This window comes from Aeromonas sp. AE23HZ002T15 (assembly GCF_054165525.2).
The window spans coordinates 3,319,002-3,336,577 of the sequence record NZ_CM201342.1 but is presented as its reverse complement, the minus strand read 5'-3'; the positions used below and the strand labels follow the sequence as shown (position 1 = coordinate 3,336,577).

Sequence of the window (17,576 nt, the reverse complement as noted above, 5' to 3'; positions counted from 1 at the left end):
ATTATTTATCAATAATTTTGAAAGGATTAACGATGAAAGCTGCCACCCTGTTACTGGCGGTTGCCGCCTTTGGCGTGCAAGCCAACCACGATGAACACGAGAGCCACGGCCACGGCGCTCACGAGCATGGCCACGGCCACCTCAACCTGGTGCTCGATGGCAACCAGCTGATGATCGAGCTGCAGGCTCCCGCCGCCGATCTGGTGGGCTTCGAGCACGCCGCCAAGACGGATGCCGAGAAGGCGCAATTCGCCAAGGCCATGGCCCAGCTCAAGCAACCGGATGCCCTGTTCCGCCTCGACCCCGCCGCCGGTTGCACCCTGGCCCAGCAGGAGATCAATGCCCCCAAGGAAGAGCATGATCACGACCATGACCATGACAAGGCTGACGCCGATCACGACGAACATCACCACGAAGACGGTCACGCCGACATGGGCGCCATGTACACCTACAACTGCCAGACACCGGCCAAGCTGACCGGGCTGGAAGCCACCCTGTTCAGTGTCTACCCGAGCCTGGAGAAGCTGAGCGTGCAGGGCATCCTGCCCGCCGGCCAGACCGCGGCCGAGCTGACCCCGTCCGCCTACAAACTGAACTGGTGATCCCATGACAAACGCCGTGGTTGAGATCCGCGATCTGGCCTTCGCCTGGCCAGGTGGTGAGGCTGTACTCGATCTGCCCTCCCTGCGCATCACGCAGGGGGAGCGGGTATTCATCAAGGGCCCATCGGGTTCCGGCAAGTCGACCCTGCTCGGGCTGCTCGCCGGGATCCAGACCGCCAACCACGGCACCCTGGAGGTGCTGGGCCAGCCCTTGGCCCAGCTCTCCGGCCGCGCCCGTGACCACTTCCGGGCGGCCAATCTGGGTTACATCTTCCAGCAGTTCAATCTGCTGCCCTTTTTATCCGTACTGGACAACGTCACTACGGCCCTCACCTTCTCCCCACAGAAGCGATCCCGCCTGCATGGCAGTCCAGAACAGGAGGCTCGCCGCCTGTTGGGGGAATTGCAGTTGCCGGACGAGGCGTTGCACAGGCCGGTCCATGCCTTGAGCATTGGCCAGCAGCAGAGGGTCGCCGCCGCCCGGGCACTGATCGGCTCACCGCCCCTGGTGATCGCCGACGAGCCTACCTCGGCGCTCGATACCGACAACAGGGCCGCCTTCATCAAGCTGCTGTTCGAGGAGTGCGACAAGCAGGGCTCGACTCTTATCTTCGTCAGCCACGACCCCTATCTCGAGCCCCTCTTCCCCCGGGTGGAGAACCTGCAACGGCTCAACCGGAGGGCTGCATGATGAGATCGGACAACCAGAACCTCTACCCACGCGCATCCGCGCAGGCAGGCTGCCAGCCATTCAAAACGCGGAGGTCGCCATGCTGAAACTCGCCCTGCAAAGTCTCTGGGCCCGTCGCCTCACCGCCGGGCTCACCCTGCTGGCCGTGGCCATCAGTGTCACCCTGCTGCTCGGGGTGGAGCGGGTGCGCACCGAGGCGCGCGAGAGCTTCGCCAATACGGTCTCCGGCACGGATCTCATCGTCGGCGCCCGCTCCGGCCAGGTGAACCTCTTACTCTACTCCGTGTTTCGCATCGGCAACCCCACCAACAACGTCGGCTGGGACGCCTATCAGGCCATCAAGCAGCGTCCCGGCATCGCCTGGACCATTCCCCTCTCCCTCGGAGACTCCCACAAGGGCTTCAGGGTGCTCGGCACCACCGGCGACTACTTCACTCATCTGAAATACGGCCAGCAACAGTCGTTGCAACTGCGGGAGGGACGTCCGTTCGAGACGCCGTTCGAGGCGGTGCTCGGCGCCCAGGTAGCCGAGAAGCTCGGCTACAAGCTGGATCAGTCCATCATCATCGCCCACGGCGCCGGCAACACCTCTTTCAGTCAGCACGACAACCTGCCGTTCAAGGTGGTAGGGATATTGGCGCCGACCGGCACCCCTGTCGATCGCACCGTGCACGTGCCGCTGGCGGGCATCGAAGCCATCCACCTCGGCTGGGACACGGGTCGTCACAGCAAGAACGTCACCGCCGAGCAGGCGCTGGCGCAGGATCTCACCCCCAAGACCATCACCGCCTTTATGGTGGGCCTGAGCAACCGCATATTGGCGTTCCAACTGCAGCGCGGCATCAACACCTACACGGGCGAACCCCTGATGGCCATCTTGCCGGGGGCCGCCTTGCAGGAGCTGTGGGGCATGATGAGCGTGATGGAGACGGCGCTCACCGTCATCGCGGGCTTCGTGGTGGTGGCGGGCCTCATCGGCATGCTGACCACATTGCTGGCGGGGCTCAACGAGCGGCGCCGCGAGCTCGCCATCCTGCGCTCCCTCGGCGCCGGCCCCTCCCACCTGTTCCTGCTGCTGGCGCTGGAGGCCATGGCCCTCACCACCCTCGGTATCGCCCTCGGGGTCGGGGCCCTCTATCTCGGACAACTGCTTGCCACCCCCTGGCTGCTCAGCCACTATGGCCTGCAACTTGGCCTGGGCCTGCCGAGCGCCTACGAATGGCAACTGCTGGGGCTGGTGTGGCTGGCGGGCATGGTGATAGGCCTGCTGCCCGCCGCCCGCGCGTATCGCTACAGCCTGAGCGATGGCATGAGTATCCGGATATGACGATGACAAGAGGAAAGATGACGATGTGGCGAGTGCTGACCGTGCTGTTGGGTGTGTTGGCATTGCCTGCCCATGCCGTGGATTACAAGACAATCGACTGGGATGTGCTCATTCCAGAGGGTGAAAAACTGCTGCCACCGCCCCAGGTCAGCCACGACGGCAACCTGGCCTCGGTGCCGCAGCCGGTCGGCGGAGTCAACAAGAAGCTGGACAACCAGGATCTGCGCATCCCGGGCTTCGTAGTGCCGCTGGAGGGGGATGCCAAGAAGGTCACCGCCTTCCTGCTGGTGCCCTACTTCGGCGCCTGCATCCACGTGCCGCCGCCCCCCACCAATCAGGTGATCTACGTGAGCTACCCCAAGGGCGCGCCTGTGGATGATCTCTGGGATGCCATCTGGGTGAAGGGCAAGATGCGCACGGTCAGTTCCAGCCACGAGATGGCCACCGCCTCCTACTCCATGGAGGCGACCGACGTCAGCGTCTACGAGGAGTAAGCCGCCGCGTCTATTGCCTTGATACGCAATCAAAATGGCCTCCCCCAGGAGGCCTTTTTGTTATCCCGCCTGCACATCTGGGCCGAGCCCCGCCTGAGGGATTGCTCGTTTGGCTGCTTGGGGTAACATTCAATACCAGCCTGAATCCCCTCAGCCAGCACGGAGCCAGCATGGCCGATCTGCCGCCCCCCAAGAAAGAGAGTTCCATCCTGAGCAGCCAGGAGCAGACCCTGCGCCTGGCCCGCAGCCGCGGCATCGACGGCATGCTGACCCGCAACAGCGACAGCACCTTCGAGCAGCGCGCCACCTTCCGCCAACTGGCTGAACAGGCAGCACGCCAGCGCAATCTGGAATCCATCATGGTGATGGCCTCCCGCCACTGCGAGGAGACGGCCGCCGGCGGCGAGATGGACAGCGACTGGCTGACCCGCTTCCTGCAGCTGGCCGAAGAGATCAGCATGGTGCCCATGCAGCAGCTATGGGGGCGGATCTTCGCCCTGGAAGTGGCGACCCCGGGCCGCTTCTCCATCCGCGCCCTCAGCACCCTCAAGGAGATGACCCAGCGCGAGGCCCAGCTGTTCCAGCGCATCTGCGCCCTCTGCTGCCACTACGAGGGCAGCGACGAGCAGCGCCTGCTGCTCGGCATGCACAAGGGGGCCAGCCTGCTGAGCCGCGCCAGAGTCACCCGCATGGGGCTCGGCAAATACCGGGTGCCCTACAGCGCCCTGCTGCTGCTGTTCGATCTCGGCCTGCTGCACCGAGGGGAGCTCGAATCCGGCCCCCTGCCCGCCGACGGGGTGGAGCTTGCGTTTGGTAACCAACACTGGCGCTTGCGCCAGCGCCAGAGTCACCTCACCCTGCTCTACTACCGCCTCACCCCGGTGGGCAACGAGCTCGCCCAGTTGCTGGAGGAGCCGCCGCTGGAGGAGTACCTGCAGGATCTCAAGACCCTGCTCTCCACCAACCTGCAGATCGAAACCCTGATGCAGCCCCCCGCCAGCGCACCGGACATCCCCGCCTGAATCAGCCGGGAGCCCACACGGGCTCCCGCTTTGTTGCTTTCCAAATTGCGAAACCGACACAGCCATTGCCAAAACGGCTCCCAAAAAGCGAATCGATTCAGCTAGTCGCCGCGCTGGCCTTGGCCGTTTTCGTCAATCCACGTACTTTGGCCAGAAAACATGCATTGCGCACGCATTTTAAGTGCCTCTCGACACTCTGGTGCGCGGTTTGCAGATGGGACTACTGGTCCCGAATTGTCAGGACTCATCATTCCCATTGTCGGACGCCCCCATGAGAGTCAACCAGCCCGTTACCCAGCGTGAGCGCCTCTACCCGGCGCATCAGAATCTCATCTCCACCACGGACCTGGAGAGTCGCATCACCTTTGCCAACGAGGAGTTCTGCCAGATTGCCGGCTTCACCCTGGCAGAGTTGCAGGGCGCCCCCCACAACCTGGTGCGCCACCCCGACATGCCGGCCCTGGCCTTCACCGATATGTGGGGTCATATCCGGGAGGGCAAGAGCTGGATGGGGCCGGTCAAGAATCGCTGCAAGAACGGGGATCACTATTGGGTCAACGCCTTCGTCACCCCCATTCAGGATGCGAGCGGCAAGGTGGTGGAGTATCAGTCGGTGCGCACCGCGCCGGACGAGGCGCTCAAGCGGCGAGCCGAGAAAGTCTACGCAGGCCTAAGAGAGGGGCAAGAACCTCTGGCCCTGCGCCTGCCAGCCTTCTCCCACACGCTGGTGCTCAATGGCTGCCTGCTGCTCGCCCTCGCCGCCCTGTTTGGCCTCGGCTATGGCCATGAGTCCGGTTGGCTGGCCGGGCTCGCGGCCCTGCCTCTCATCGGCGGCCTACTGGTGGTGAACGCCCTCTCCCGGCGTCTTGGCAAGCTGGGCGAGCTTGCCCGCAACCGCTTCGACAACCCGCTGATGCAGCTGCTCTACACGGGCCGGGTCGATCGGCTCGCCGCCGTCGAGCTCGCCATGAAGATGAACCAGGCGGAGTTCAACGCCGTGCTGGCCCGCACCCAGCAGACCTGCCAGCAGATCCTGACATCCGCCCAGACGGACCTGCACAACGCCGAGACCATCACGGACAACCTGCAGCAACAGCAGGCCCAGACCAATCAGGTCGCCACCGCCATCACCCAGATGGCCCAGTCCATCCGCGAGGTCTCCCAAAGCTCCACCGCCTCCTCCGATCGGCTGGACGAGACCGCAGACCTCTTCAAAGAGGGCAACCTCCGCGTGCAGGAAACCATCGAAGAGGTGGAGGGGATGCACAGCGAGCTGGTCACCTCCAAGGGGGTGATCAACACGCTCGCCACCCAGTGCCGGGCCATCGACGGCATCCTGGATGTGATCAACAGCATCGCGAATCAAACCAACCTGCTGGCCCTCAACGCCGCCATTGAGGCCGCCCGCGCCGGTGAGGCGGGGCGCGGCTTCTCCGTGGTGGCGGACGAGATCAGATCCTTGGCCATCAAGACCCAGTCCTCCACCGGAGAGATCCAGAAGATGATCAGCCTCTTGCAGGGCAGTGCCGGAGATGCGGAGCAGGCGATGGCGCAGGGGGAGCGGCTCTCCGCCAGTTGTCGCCTCAAGGCCTCCGCCACCGGCGACGTGCTGCAACAGATCAGCGATCGCCTGCTGCAGGTGACTGCCGGCAGCAACCAGATAGCCCAGGCGGTGCAGGAGCAATCCGAGGTCACGGCCGACATAGACCGCAGTGTCCTCAGCATCAAGCGCCTCGCCGACGACTCCAGCCAGGGCAGCCAGCACGCGGTGCAGGGAGTCGTGGCGCTGGTGCGACAACTCGGGGAACTGGAGCGACTGGTGCGCCAGTTCCAGCAACGCCCCTCCCCCCATGCAGCCAATGAACCTCAGCCCAGTGGTCGAGCCCTGCTCGCCCGCTAAGCCTTCATGGAGGAAACCAGACCTAAAGACCGTGCGCTAATACAAAAAAGCATGGGCCCCGTCTCTCACGAGACGGGGCCCATCGACATTATGAGGCTATGGCAGAGATCTCTATATCAGACCCCGAACCCACAAGGCAGCCAGCCGCTTATCCACCCGCACCACAGCTTGCCTTTGCGGTTCTCTAAATGTCTGCTGCACGACACTGCGCTCAACAGAGTGGCTGTCCCTATTTCACTGCCCCGCCCCGATACCGTCGAGCCTTGAGAGAGTTAGGACACCCATCCCCCTCTTCGAACACAACCCGCTGACCGCTCAATTTATTGATCTTGCCCGAGAAACGACCATCTCACCCTTCCCTAACCGGCTCCGTTCGGTAACATGTCCACCTGAACCACCTCTTGTCGGAGTTAGCCATGAGCCAGACCAGAGCAACACCACAGGTAACAAGCAGCAGGCTGGAGGCTGAAATTCAGGAGCGGTAGCCTTGCCCGATGAAATAAATAACGAGTGGCAACACAAATATATTCTGATACCAGAGATCGTGAGTTCTCAGACCACCGCCATAAAAGTGATAAAAATCATTTAAACGGTCGGATTATCGGATAAGTAGCACCCTTATATTCATCACTGTCAGGGGCCAAAATGAAACTCCGAGCGATATTTTTACTTTTGCTCTTTTTGACATTCACTAGTAACGCTGAAGATATCACTACTCGCACAGCCAGCAGGGATGATGGTTCGCCTATCTCCTATTATTTGATCCAACATTCCCATGATGCAGATACACTGCTGTTGATTCTGCAAGGCTCTGATTGCAACAGCATACTGAACATCGACTCGATATTTACTGACTATAAAAATGTTTGGCCAGAAGCTGATGTTCTGCTGGTCGAAAAGTACGGCATCAATCGCAAATTAAAATACAGTACCGATCCGGCACGCAAGGATTGTCCTGCTCAGTATCTTGAAAAGGACAACCCTGCGCAGCGGGTAGCGGATATCAAGGCTGTACTCGATACCGTTCGAAAAAATGGGCAATACGAGACATTTATCCTCTTGGGCGGCAGTGAAGGGGCAGTTATCGTCAACCTGGTGACCGCAGATGTTGACTATATCGATGCCACCATCGCCTTTAATGGCGGTGGCCGCTGGTTTATCGATGACGTCTCACACAGCATCGCGGTAAAGCATAAAAACCCCGAAGCGGCGAGAAAAGAGATCGACGGTTTTAAAGGGTTTTCCGAACATGTTCTTAACAGTAAACCATTTAAGCTTGAAGTGAGTGGACACGGTTATCATTGGTGGCAGCAGATGCTCTCCATCGATCAGCTTGATACCCTGCAAAACATAAAATCTCCTTTGCTGATCATTCAGGGAGGGAGAGACACGTCGGTATCACCTCAAAAAACAGATGAGTTGATGCAGCGTCTTACAGAACTCGGAAAGAGCAATATTGAGTATCGGCGTTATAAAGAGCTCGATCATGGGCTGAAAAACCGTGATGGGAGAAGTCAGCGCAAAGAAACAGCAAGAGATATGAATATATGGTTAAAGTCAAAGTTAGGCGACCCAACCAATAACCCAGCATCAACTGATTGAAGCTGGGCATGCTGGTAAATGTCCTATTTATACCGTGATAACAGTTTATTATTTCACTCTCGCCGGAGTCAGCTATGAGTCATACCAGAGTCACACCACAGAGAAAATGTAGCAAACTGGAGGCTGAAATTCAGGGGCGGTAGCGTGGTTTTGCTGGTTGGCGCAGAGCGTAGCGAAGCCCAACAGACAAGTTCTTCAGCGTTAAAGGGGAAAATATGGATGTCATTAAGGCTTTAGAAATCATCTCAGCATTGTCAGAGGGGATTAATCCTGAAACCGGTGAAGAGTTATCTGAAGAAAGCTGTTTCAACCAGCCGAAAGTCATTCGAGCATTATTTATTGCAAAACAGAGCCTCGAAGCATCAATCATTTCTGAAAAGCGTAAATCTGATTTACCAGAAAATGCTGGGAAGCCGTGGAAGCCAGACGAAGATGAGCTATTGGCAAATAGCTTTGATTCGGGCTTAGGCATTGATGAATTATCAAGAATCCATAAAAGAACAAAAGGTTCCATTGCATCCAGGTTAGTTCGTTTAGGTAAAATAAATGAGCGTTCCGATATTTATACTCGGTAGCCTCGCTTTTGTAGGTTGGCGCAGAGCGTAGCGAAGCCCAACAGACGAGCATTATCACCTCAACCAGAGCGGGATAAAGATGGATTGGGCCTATCGAGAACACAAATTTTTAGATACGTTTCACGGTAAACGTTGGGCTTCACTTCGTTCAGCACCAACCTACGATTTTTAGCCCAACATACGAGATCACCGCTTAAGACGGGCGTTATACGCTATGAGTGTAAGTTTGGAGTGTCTATGGAAAACAGAATTAAGTTTGCACTTTTTTTAAAGAGCTGGAGCTTTGATGGTGGTGATAAAGCTTACCTTAAAGCAAATGCTGAAAAGGCTCTAACAACAGAGTTCGAAGAGGAAATGCACGACAATATTTATTGCCCAGAATGTTGTGCTCCTTTGTTCCGTTCACCAAGAGATAAAGATTATTCAGACAATGGTAGGGCTGCATATTTTGCTCACAAAAGAAGCATAAAAACAGATTGTGGTTTGCGCACAAAGAAAGCTGAGGGTAAAAAATACTTAAATGAAGAAGAAGCCAAAAAAGCAATACAAGATGAAGAACTTGTTATTGTTGAGGGTTTTATCCAAGACAAGCCTATTGTGCCGAACAAAAAGGCAAAGGAGTATGACCAGACGGAAGTTGAGGAACTTGACGGTCCTGTAACTTCTGTGCCGATAGGTAGGCATCGAGGTGAAACATTCAACCTTCCAAGTAAATTTAAAACAGTTAAAGGTATAGTAAAGAATTTTGACGAAAATCTGCATCGTCACTTCTTCTTTCCAAATAGTCAGTATGCAGTCCAACTTCAAGATTATATTCGAAGTATAAAAACTATTACTGGTCCAGATAACAAGCCCAAACTTTATTATGGGAAAATTGTTAAATCATTCAACGCTGGTAAGACACCTAAAAACATCCGCATGACTAAGCTTAGCTATAATACGAAAGAGTTTAACGACTTCTACTTTAAACTTCAGGATGAAAAGCAACGCGAAAAGGGAATTTATGATAACAGTCAGGATAGAATCGTATTAATGTACGGTAAGGTTACAGAGAATGGTTCTGGTCTTTGCATAGAGCATGTTGGTTGGGGAGAGTTCGCTTTACTACCTAAAAAATATGAGCACCTTTTAGAACGCGTATAACAAACGGTTCAAGAGGGACAACCAACGCGCGGCATTTTTATTATGCGTTGGTTTTGGTGATTATGATGTTATGCGGAAAGTTGGTCGTAGCGTTGGCTGCCCCTTAAGCGGGCGTTATATGCAAAAAAGGAACTTAGTATGAAGTATAGATTTGAAGAGATTGAGCATGCTTTTGCACATTTAGATGATATCTTTAGCAAGCAACGCTCTATAGAAGAGAAAAGAAAATACTTAGAGGTAAAGAAAGTAATAATAAGTAAGCTTAATGGTATTAAAGGAGTTATTAATAGTGATGTTATTAAACTTCATGATGGCAGTGAAATAAATCAAATTTATATGTCTTGTAGTGTTATTAAAGATAAGTATTTTGAACTAATGTCATTGTATTTAAATAAAAAAATAAATGGCAACCGTTGGATTGATTCGAATAGAAAGGAAAATATAAAAAACCTCAGTGATTTTTTCTGGTTTGAATCAGTTAGAAATGTAAGGAATAAAATAGCACATGATATGATCGAACCTGTTTTTGTCGTAAAAGGAGACTCTCTATACTTTAACTATTTTCACTTTGTAGACGGTAATCATTCTAAAGTGCCATTTGTCCATTATAATAATGACGAAAGAAATCTTGTTGCACTTAAAGAATATGGTGAATATCTACTTGGATGTTTTTGGCGATTGATATTCTCCATTCATATTATTGCCGATCCTGCAAGTAAACAAAAAAATGATGGTGGTATTCTCTATGACCCTAACATTTCAAATGAAGAGGATGAGTTAAGAAAGTTCATTGCATTGTTTGACTATACTGAAAAAAAATGTTTGGATTTAGAGTCCGATTATGAATCTGGGTCTTATCAACGAGTTAATCCTTACTATTTGGCAGAGTTATACTTAAACCTTGGTTGTATTCGAGCGAAAAACGGTGATATTTCTGATTCCATAAAAGCATTTAAAAAATCAATTTCTTTAAACCCTGATATTGCGCAAGTTTCCAATGTAATAGCTGCCTGCGCTCCAGATTTGTCTGATCACAATTTAGTTGTGGAACTCATATCTGAGTATTTTGAATACGCTGTCAATAACAAATACATTCGGTTCTTTGGGAATGCGGGTTATTATCTTTCCGAGCTTGAAGATCACGAAATTACAGAGTCGATATTCCAAGCTGGCTTTGATTTTGTTAATGAAAACAAAGAGTCTGTTGACTATTTGTATAACTATGCTCATTTTAAAAAAAATAATATAAAGGATTACGATAATGCTGTTAAGTTGTGCTTAATGGTATTAGATATCAATCCAGTGGATAGAGGGGCACATAAAATGTTGTTTAGCCTTTATAATTTACAAGGTAGATATCATGAGATTCCTAAGCATATAGATAAATACTATATGAATGTTAATGATGAACTCAAAATTATAATGGACGACTGGTTGGATGCATATAACAAAGCGTTTAAGGCAGATTCCCAACGCTAAGTACTCTGTATCCAAAGTTAGGTTTAGTGTTTACGGTGTAAGGGTTTAAGTTAGGTGGCTAGCGTTGCTCACTACTTAATGCGGCGTTATGCGTCAGGTTTAACAAGTTTTTGCGTTAAATTCGCATCGTGAATTTTAACCGAGCATTTTAAGCCGGTAATTTTATCGTCAGGCTAAAGTCGATTTCCGGTTTTCTATTTTTACCAATCGTCACCAATGCCGTGGCGTTTATAACAGGTTTTTGCACACAGAAAGCCCGTAGGTTCGAATAGCGCAGCGTATACGGACAATCGCGAATAACCGCGCCGAGATAACAATTCAGCGCCTAAGACGGCGCCACTCAACAATTACAGGTAGTTCCCCTGCCGCAGGGCGGTCAGTAGCTCATCCACCAGCACCTCTACCGGCTTGCCGGCGTTGAGTAGATGGATCTCCGGCTGCTCGGGTGCCTCGTAGGCAGAGTCGATACCGGTGAAGTTGCGGATCTCTCCGGCCCGCGCCTTCTTGTAGAGCCCCTTGGGATCGCGCTCCTCGCACACTGAGAGCGGCGCATCGACAAACACCTCGACAAACTCGTCCGCCCCCAGCAGATTGCGCACCAGCTCCCGTTCGACACGGAACGGTGAGATAAAGGCGGTGAGCACGATCAGGCCCGCATCCACCATCAGTTTTGCCACTTCGCCGACCCGGCGGATATTCTCCTGACGGGCCGCGTCGTCGAAGCCGAGATCGCCGCACAGACCGTGGCGCACATTGTCCCCATCCAGCAGATAGGTGTGCTTGCCATCCATAGCCAGCGCCTGCTCCAAGGCCCCCGCCAGGGTGGACTTGCCCGCCCCGGAGAGGCCGGTGAACCAGATCACCAGCGGCTTCTGTCCCTTCTGCGCGGCCCGGCTCTGTTTGTCGACGGCATGGGCATGCCACACGATATTGCTCATTCACACTCCTTGCTTGGCGCTCGCGCCTCAATGCTGAAAGGGTCTGGCTCCCAGGAGCTCAGCCTCCACCCGTCAATGACGGGTGCCATGGTCGTCGTGTATTTATATTCCCTGCGAGACACCCAAGCACCAGGGTTGCACCGCCTTAAAACGGGAACAGCAGGGGCACCATGCAGATCACCCCCAGGCTGTAGGCCAGGGACACCGGCAGGGCCAGCCTGAGGTAGTCCGGCATCCTGTAGTTGCCCGCCGCATAGACCATGAGATTGGTCTGATAACCATAGGGCAGTATGAAACTGGAGCTGGCCCCGAACAGCACCGCCAGAATGAACGGCATGGTCGATACGTCCATGCTGAGCGCCAGCTGATAACCCATGGGGAAGGCCAGGGCCGCCGCCGCGTTGTTGCTCATCAGCTCGGTCAGCACCAGGGTGAACAGATAGATGCCGAGGAAGGCGATGAAGGGGCTGGCACCGTCGAACTCCCCCATCAACCAGTCGGCGATGAGGCGGGCCAAGCCACTTCGCTCCAGCTGATCGGCGATGGCAAGCGCCCCGCCCACCACCAGCCAGATATCGAGCGGAAAGCGGCGGCGGATCTCGTCCAGGGTCAGGATGCGGGAGAACAGCAGCACCACCAGCATCACCAGCAAGCCCTTGAATAGCGGCACCAGACCGAATACCGACAGGGCCAACACCCCGAGAAAGCCCAGGATCACGGCGGCGCTGCGGTTGCCATCGAGACGGGTAGAGGCCTCCAGCCCGCTCACCACCACGAACTCCCGGGCGAGGGACTTGTTGCCGGCAAACTTGGGGCCAGGTGCCAGCAGCAGGGTATCCCCCGCATGCAGTTCAATCTGGCCGAGGCCGCCGGTGAGCTGGGTCTCGCCCCGGCGCACCGCCAGCACCACGGCATCGAAGTGGGTGCGAAACTCCGCATCCTTGATGGATTGCCCCACCAGCCGCGAGCTGTGGCTGACGATCACCTCCACCAGATGCTGGCCGTTGAGACGATGCTGACCATAGAGATCCAGCCCCTTGAGCTCCTGCAGCACGCCGACACTCTCCACATCGCCGCAAAACAGCAGCATGTCCCCCTCGTGCAGCTCGTGCTCCGGCTGCACCGGGCAGATCACCTGGTTGCCGCGGATGATCTCGGCGAGATAGAGGCTTTTAAGGCTGCGCAGGCCGTTCTCCTTGACGCTGCGCCCGGCCAGGGGCGAGCCGGGGCCCACCTTGGCCTCGAGAAAATAGCCGGATTCCCGGCTCATCTCGGTATCCTGCTCCGGCAGGTGGCGGGCAAACAGCAGCACGGCCACCAGCCCAGTCAACAAGGTCCCCGCCCCCACCATGAAGAAGTCGAACATACCGAGGGGCTCGGCCCCCATCTTGATGAGGAAGCTGTTGACGATGAGGTTGGTGGAGGTGCCGATCAGAGTCAGCACGCCGCCAAAGGTCGCCGCGAAGCACATGGGCAGCAACAGCCGGGAGGGGGCATGGTTGGGGTTGCGTTTGACCGCCCCCAGCATGGAGGCCACCACGGCCGTGTTGTTGACGAAGGCCGACAGAAAGGCGGTGGAGAACCACACCTTCACCAGCACCTTGTTGAAGGATCCCGTGCCCACCAGGTTGGCGAACCAGCTCATGATCCGGGTCTTCTCCACCGCGAGCGACACTAGCAGCAACAGCACCAGGGTCAGCAGGGCGCTGTTGGTGTAGCCCGCTACCACGGCGTTGATGTCCGCCATGCCGCTCAGGTAGGTGATGAGCACGGCGCCCGAGAATAGCAGCGCCGGACGGAGTTTGCCCTGGATCAGCAGGGCCACGAGAGCAGCCAGCAGACCCAGCACCAGGGATTGTTGCCAGGTCATGGGCTTATTCCTTGTCTGCGCCGTTACCTAGGCTAAGCGCCTGCCAGTGGGGGAAGTGCTTGCGCACCAGGGCGTTGAGCTCTATTTCGAACTCGCTGTACTGCCCCGCCACCACCTTGGCGGCCAAGCCTTGCACTATCATGCCGGCACCGACGGTGACGTTGGAGAGGCGGTCGATCAGGATGAAGCTGCCGGTGTCGCGGATCTCCTGATAGGGGTCGAAGGCCACGGGGTCGGTCAGGCTCAGCTCGCACAGGCCGATCTCGTTGAGCTTGAGCTCGGCGGCCGCAAGCTCGTCCAGCTTGTTGATCTCGACGCGGTGGCGGATGGCTTCCACCTGGCCGCGAGTCTTCTTGGTGGCCAGCTTGACGTCATAGACCCGACCCGGCTGCAGGGATTCTTCCCCCATCCAGACGATGTGAGCCAGCACGTTCTGGGTCACCTGGGGCTGGCGAGCGGCATCCACCAGCAGATCGCCTCGGCTGATATCGATCTCGTCCGCGAAGGTCACGGTGATGGCCTGACCCGGCAGGGCGTACTCCAGATCCCCGTCGAAGGTGACGATGCGCGTCACCTTGCTCTGCTTGCCGGACGGCAGCACCGCCAGGCTGTCACCCACCCGCAGCACACCGGAGGCCAGGGTGCCCGCGAAGCCGCGAAAATCCAGGTTCGGGCGGTTCACATACTGCACCGGCAGGCGCACCGGATGGCGCTCCAGCTCACGCTCCACCTCGGCGGTTTCCAGCAGGGAGAGCAGGGTCTCCCCCTGGTACCAGGCCAGCTTGTCGCTCTGGTTGACCACGTTGTCCCCATCCAGCGCCGAGACAGGCACGATGTGGATGGTGTCGACGCTGAGCTTCTTGGCGAATTCGCGATATTCGGCGCTGATGCGCTCGAACACGGCCTGGCTGAACTCCACCAGATCCATCTTGTTGACCGCCACCACAAACTGTTTTATCCCCAGCAAACTGGCGATAAAGCTGTGGCGACGGGTCTGATCCAGCACCCCCTTGCGGGCATCGATGAGGATGATGGCGAGATCGCAGGTGGAGGCACCGGTGGCCATGTTGCGGGTGTACTGCTCGTGGCCCGGGGTGTCCGAGATGATAAATTTGCGCTTGGCCGTGGAGAAATAACGGTAGGCCACGTCTATGGTGATGCCTTGCTCGCGCTCGGCCTGCAGGCCGTCTACCAAGAGCGCCAGATCCAGCTTCTCACCCGCAGTACCGAGCTTCTGGCTATCGGACTCCAGGGCCTTGAGCTGATCTTCATAGATCTGCTGGGAGTCGTGCAGCAGGCGGCCGATCAGGGTGCTCTTGCCGTCATCCACGCTGCCGCAAGTGAGAAAACGCAGCAGGCTCTTGTGCTGCTGGGCGTGCAGGTAGGCTTCGATGCCCTGTTCCGTGATGGCGGTTTGAATATGGTTGTTCATGTGTCGATTCCTTAGAAATATCCCTGACGCTTCTTCTGCTCCATGGAGCCCGCCTGATCGTGGTCGATCAATCGCCCTTGCCGCTCGCTGGAGGTGGTCACCAGCATCTCCTCGATGATCTCGGTCAGGGTGGTGGCATTGGATTCGATGGCACCGGTCAGCGGGTAGCAGCCGAGGGTACGGAAGCGCACCAGCTCCTGCTTCACTTCATCTTCCGGGCCAATGGGCATGCGCTCGTCATCCACCATGATCTTGATGCCGCCCCGCTCCACTACTGGGCGCATGGCCGCGAAGTAGAGCGGCACGATGTCGATGTTTTCCAGGTAGATGTATTGCCAGATGTCGAGTTCGGTCCAGTTGGAGAGCGGGAACACCCGTATGCTCTCCCCCTTGTTGACCTGACCGTTGTAGACCCGCCACAGCTCGGGTCTCTGGTTCTTCGGATCCCAGCGGTGGGACTTGTCACGGAAGGAGTAGACCCGCTCCTTGGCCCGGGACTTCTCCTCGTCCCGACGGGCGCCACCGAAGGCGGCGTCGAAGCCGTACTTGTTCAGCGCCTGCTTGAGCCCCTCGGTCTTCATGATGTCGGTGTGCTTGCCACTGCCGTGCACGAAGGGGTTGATGTTCATGGCCAGGCCGTCCGGGTTCTTGTGAACGATGAGATCCAGCCCGTACTTGGCGGCGGTCTCGTCGCGGAACTTGATCATCTCCTTGAACTTCCAGTTGGTGTCCACATGCAGCAAGGGGAAGGGGATCTTGCCCGGGTAGAAGGCCTTGCGGGCCAGGTGCAGCATGACGGAGGAGTCCTTGCCGATGGAGTACATCATCACCGGGTTTTCAAATTCGGCAGCCACCTCGCGGATGATGTGGATGCTCTCGGCTTCCAACTGCTGCAGGTGGGTCAATCTTTCACGATCCATGTCTTGGTCCTCGGTCATTACCAGCACGCCTCGGCGCGCCTTGGGTTCAGTGCGGCGCCGCCTTGGCAGCGCCAAAAAATCGATTCGTGGTGAACGGGCTCAGGCCAGGCTGACCAGTTTCAGATCCGTGCTGACGAACTCATCGCTCAGCGCACTCCCCTGCTCACCAAACCAGGCGAGCCGCTCGCGCAAGGAAACCACCTCGCCGATGACGATGAGGGACGGGCTCTGCGCTTGCGCCGCCAGGGTGGCCAGCTCATTCAAGGTGCCGGTCAGCACTCGCTGACTGGCCTGAGTGCCTCTCTCTATGATGGCGAGAGGGGTTGAACTGCTGCGGCCATGGCTCACCAGCTGCTGCTGTATATGCTCGGAGCGCATCAGCCCCATGTAGATGACCAGGGTCTGATCAGTGGCGGCGAGCTGCTGCCAGTCCGGCTCCTTGCCATCGCTCTGGCAGTGACCCGTGATAAAGACCGCACTTTGCGCATAGTCACGGTGAGTGAGCGGGATGCCGGCGTAGGCGGTGGCACCCGCGGCGGCCGTGATGCCCGGCACCACGGAGAAGGGAATGCCCTCGGCGGCCAGCACTTCCAGCTCCTCGCCACCGCGGCCGAACATGAAGGGATCACCCCCCTTGAGGCGCACCACCCGATTGCCCGCCCTGGCGTATTCCACCAGCAGGCGGTTGGTCTCGTCCTGCGGCACGCTGTGGGCGCCGGCCTTCTTGCCGACCGATACCAGGGTTGCATCACGGCGCACCAGGCCCAGGATCTCGGGGGAGACCAGCTGATCGTAGAGCACCACTTCCGCCTGCTGGATCTGTTGCAGCGCCTTGAGGGTCAATAGGCCAGGATCGCCGGGGCCGGCGCCGACCAGCACCACCTCGCCCACTTCGGTCTGGGCCTTGTCCAGCCCCTCGTTCAGCCAATGCTCGGCTCCCTGCCAATCCTGCTTCTCGACCAGGCTACCGAGGGTGTTGGAGGCGAAGGCTCGTTCCCAGAAGCGGCGACGATCGGACAGCGACACCAGCACCTGCTTGGCCTTGCCGCGCACCCGGCCGGAGAGTTCGGCCAGGCCGCCGAGGTGGCGGGGCAGCAGGCTTTCCAGCCGCTCACGCAACAGGCGCACCAGCACGGGCGCCTTGCCGCCGCTGGAGACGGCCACCATGACAGGGCTGCGATCTATGATGGAGGGGAAGATAAAGCTGGAGCGCACCGGATCGTCCACCACGTTGACGAAGAGTCCACACTGGTTGGCGCTCTGATAGACCAGGGCGTTGGCCTCGAGATCGTCGGTGGCGGCGACCACCAGGATATGACCGACCAGATGATCGGGGGTGAAACGCTCCGCCAGATGGGTGAAGCGGCCATGAAATTCGTTGAAGGCGGCGTCGATGGTCGGGGAAACCAGGGTCAGGCGGGCACCGGCGGCCAGCAGCAGGCGTGCCTTGCGCAGGGCCACCTCGCCCCCGCCTACCAGCAGTACCGGGCGGCCTTCCAACTTGGCAAACATAGGTAAATAATCCATTTCGGCCCATTCCTCGGCATACGACGACATCTGGGGCGACTATAGGCAGGCTGC

The 17,576-nt window shown here is 56.9% G+C and carries 15 protein-coding genes; 10 read left to right on the top strand and 5 right to left on the bottom strand.

What is annotated here, in order from left to right; translation table 11 throughout:
• The first annotated feature begins 32 nt into the window (after positions 1–32).
• From ACT5M9_RS15635 to ACT5M9_RS15590, 10 genes are all read left to right on the top strand, one after another.
• Entirely contained in the window at positions 33–602 is a 570-nt protein-coding gene (locus ACT5M9_RS15635; RefSeq protein ID WP_457982396.1) for a DUF2796 domain-containing protein, read from the top strand.
• Between the two features lie 4 nt (positions 603–606).
• Positions 607–1,293: an ABC transporter ATP-binding protein gene (locus ACT5M9_RS15630; protein ID WP_457982395.1), complete on the top strand. Its 687-nt coding sequence runs from the start codon at positions 607–609 to the stop codon at positions 1,291–1,293.
• Between the two features lie 79 nt (positions 1,294–1,372).
• Positions 1,373–2,620, top strand: coding sequence for an ABC transporter permease (locus tag ACT5M9_RS15625; protein WP_457982394.1), 1,248 nt, complete (start codon positions 1,373–1,375; stop codon positions 2,618–2,620).
• 23 nt (positions 2,621–2,643) lie between these two features.
• On the top strand, positions 2,644–3,114 hold the full coding sequence (locus ACT5M9_RS15620) for a DUF3299 domain-containing protein (RefSeq protein ID WP_457982448.1): 471 nt from the start codon (positions 2,644–2,646) through the stop codon (positions 3,112–3,114).
• A 170-nt stretch (positions 3,115–3,284) separates the two neighbouring features.
• Positions 3,285–4,136 (top strand): TIGR03899 family protein, encoded by an 852-nt coding sequence (locus ACT5M9_RS15615; protein ID WP_457982393.1) that lies wholly within the window; start codon positions 3,285–3,287, stop codon positions 4,134–4,136.
• Positions 4,137–4,407: 271 nt separating this feature from the next.
• Positions 4,408–6,036 carry a methyl-accepting chemotaxis protein gene (locus tag ACT5M9_RS15610; protein ID WP_457982392.1) on the top strand — a complete coding sequence of 543 codons (1,629 nt, stop codon included), beginning with the start codon at positions 4,408–4,410 and terminating at the stop codon, positions 6,034–6,036.
• A gap of 645 nt (positions 6,037–6,681) precedes the next feature.
• Entirely contained in the window at positions 6,682–7,638 is a 957-nt protein-coding gene (locus tag ACT5M9_RS15605) for an alpha/beta hydrolase family protein (RefSeq protein ID WP_457982391.1), read from the top strand.
• 215 nt (positions 7,639–7,853) lie between these two features.
• Entirely contained in the window at positions 7,854–8,213 is a 360-nt protein-coding gene (locus ACT5M9_RS15600) for a hypothetical protein (protein ID WP_457982390.1), read from the top strand.
• A 237-nt stretch (positions 8,214–8,450) separates the two neighbouring features.
• Complete coding sequence (locus tag ACT5M9_RS15595; RefSeq protein ID WP_457982389.1) at positions 8,451–9,356, top strand: hypothetical protein; 906 nt, start codon at positions 8,451–8,453, stop codon at positions 9,354–9,356.
• Between the two features lie 138 nt (positions 9,357–9,494).
• Positions 9,495–10,835: a tetratricopeptide repeat protein gene (locus ACT5M9_RS15590; RefSeq protein ID WP_457982387.1), complete on the top strand. Its 1,341-nt coding sequence runs from the start codon at positions 9,495–9,497 to the stop codon at positions 10,833–10,835.
• Between the two features lie 347 nt (positions 10,836–11,182).
• Here ACT5M9_RS15590 and cysC read toward each other — a convergent pair whose 3' ends face one another.
• The 5 genes from cysC to cysG all read right to left on the bottom strand — a co-directional run bounded on the left by cysC (position 11,183) and on the right by cysG (position 17,522).
• Positions 11,183–11,773, bottom strand: coding sequence for an adenylyl-sulfate kinase (gene cysC, locus ACT5M9_RS15585; RefSeq protein WP_457982385.1), 591 nt, complete (start codon positions 11,771–11,773; stop codon positions 11,183–11,185).
• Between the two features lie 145 nt (positions 11,774–11,918).
• Positions 11,919–13,643 carry an SLC13 family permease gene (locus ACT5M9_RS15580; RefSeq protein ID WP_457982384.1) on the bottom strand — a complete coding sequence of 575 codons (1,725 nt, stop codon included), beginning with the start codon at positions 13,641–13,643 and terminating at the stop codon, positions 11,919–11,921.
• 4 nt (positions 13,644–13,647) lie between these two features.
• A complete protein-coding gene (cysN, locus tag ACT5M9_RS15575) occupies positions 13,648–15,075 on the bottom strand; it encodes a sulfate adenylyltransferase subunit CysN (RefSeq protein WP_457982383.1) in 1,428 nt (475 codons plus the stop codon).
• Positions 15,076–15,086: 11 nt separating this feature from the next.
• Positions 15,087–15,995: a sulfate adenylyltransferase subunit CysD gene (gene cysD / locus ACT5M9_RS15570; RefSeq protein ID WP_100859182.1), complete on the bottom strand. Its 909-nt coding sequence runs from the start codon at positions 15,993–15,995 to the stop codon at positions 15,087–15,089.
• Positions 15,996–16,094: 99 nt separating this feature from the next.
• Positions 16,095–17,522, bottom strand: coding sequence for a siroheme synthase CysG (cysG, locus tag ACT5M9_RS15565; protein ID WP_457982381.1), 1,428 nt, complete (start codon positions 17,520–17,522; stop codon positions 16,095–16,097).
• Between the last annotated feature and the right edge of the window lie 54 nt (positions 17,523–17,576).

Coding starts and splice junctions, on each gene's coding strand:
- ACT5M9_RS15635 (WP_457982396.1), top strand. CDS start 33: ATGAAAGCTGCCACCCTGTTACTGGCGGTTGCCGCCTTTGGCGTGCAA.
- ACT5M9_RS15630 (WP_457982395.1), top strand. CDS start 607: ATGACAAACGCCGTGGTTGAGATCCGCGATCTGGCCTTCGCCTGGCCA.
- ACT5M9_RS15625 (WP_457982394.1), top strand. CDS start 1,373: ATGCTGAAACTCGCCCTGCAAAGTCTCTGGGCCCGTCGCCTCACCGCC.
- ACT5M9_RS15620 (WP_457982448.1), top strand. CDS start 2,644: ATGTGGCGAGTGCTGACCGTGCTGTTGGGTGTGTTGGCATTGCCTGCC.
- ACT5M9_RS15615 (WP_457982393.1), top strand. CDS start 3,285: ATGGCCGATCTGCCGCCCCCCAAGAAAGAGAGTTCCATCCTGAGCAGC.
- ACT5M9_RS15610 (WP_457982392.1), top strand. CDS start 4,408: ATGAGAGTCAACCAGCCCGTTACCCAGCGTGAGCGCCTCTACCCGGCG.
- ACT5M9_RS15605 (WP_457982391.1), top strand. CDS start 6,682: ATGAAACTCCGAGCGATATTTTTACTTTTGCTCTTTTTGACATTCACT.
- ACT5M9_RS15600 (WP_457982390.1), top strand. CDS start 7,854: ATGGATGTCATTAAGGCTTTAGAAATCATCTCAGCATTGTCAGAGGGG.
- ACT5M9_RS15595 (WP_457982389.1), top strand. CDS start 8,451: ATGGAAAACAGAATTAAGTTTGCACTTTTTTTAAAGAGCTGGAGCTTT.
- ACT5M9_RS15590 (WP_457982387.1), top strand. CDS start 9,495: ATGAAGTATAGATTTGAAGAGATTGAGCATGCTTTTGCACATTTAGAT.
- cysC (WP_457982385.1), bottom strand. CDS start 11,773: ATGAGCAATATCGTGTGGCATGCCCATGCCGTCGACAAACAGAGCCGG.
- ACT5M9_RS15580 (WP_457982384.1), bottom strand. CDS start 13,643: ATGACCTGGCAACAATCCCTGGTGCTGGGTCTGCTGGCTGCTCTCGTG.
- cysN (WP_457982383.1), bottom strand. CDS start 15,075: ATGAACAACCATATTCAAACCGCCATCACGGAACAGGGCATCGAAGCC.
- cysD (WP_100859182.1), bottom strand. CDS start 15,995: ATGGATCGTGAAAGATTGACCCACCTGCAGCAGTTGGAAGCCGAGAGC.
- cysG (WP_457982381.1), bottom strand. CDS start 17,522: ATGGATTATTTACCTATGTTTGCCAAGTTGGAAGGCCGCCCGGTACTG.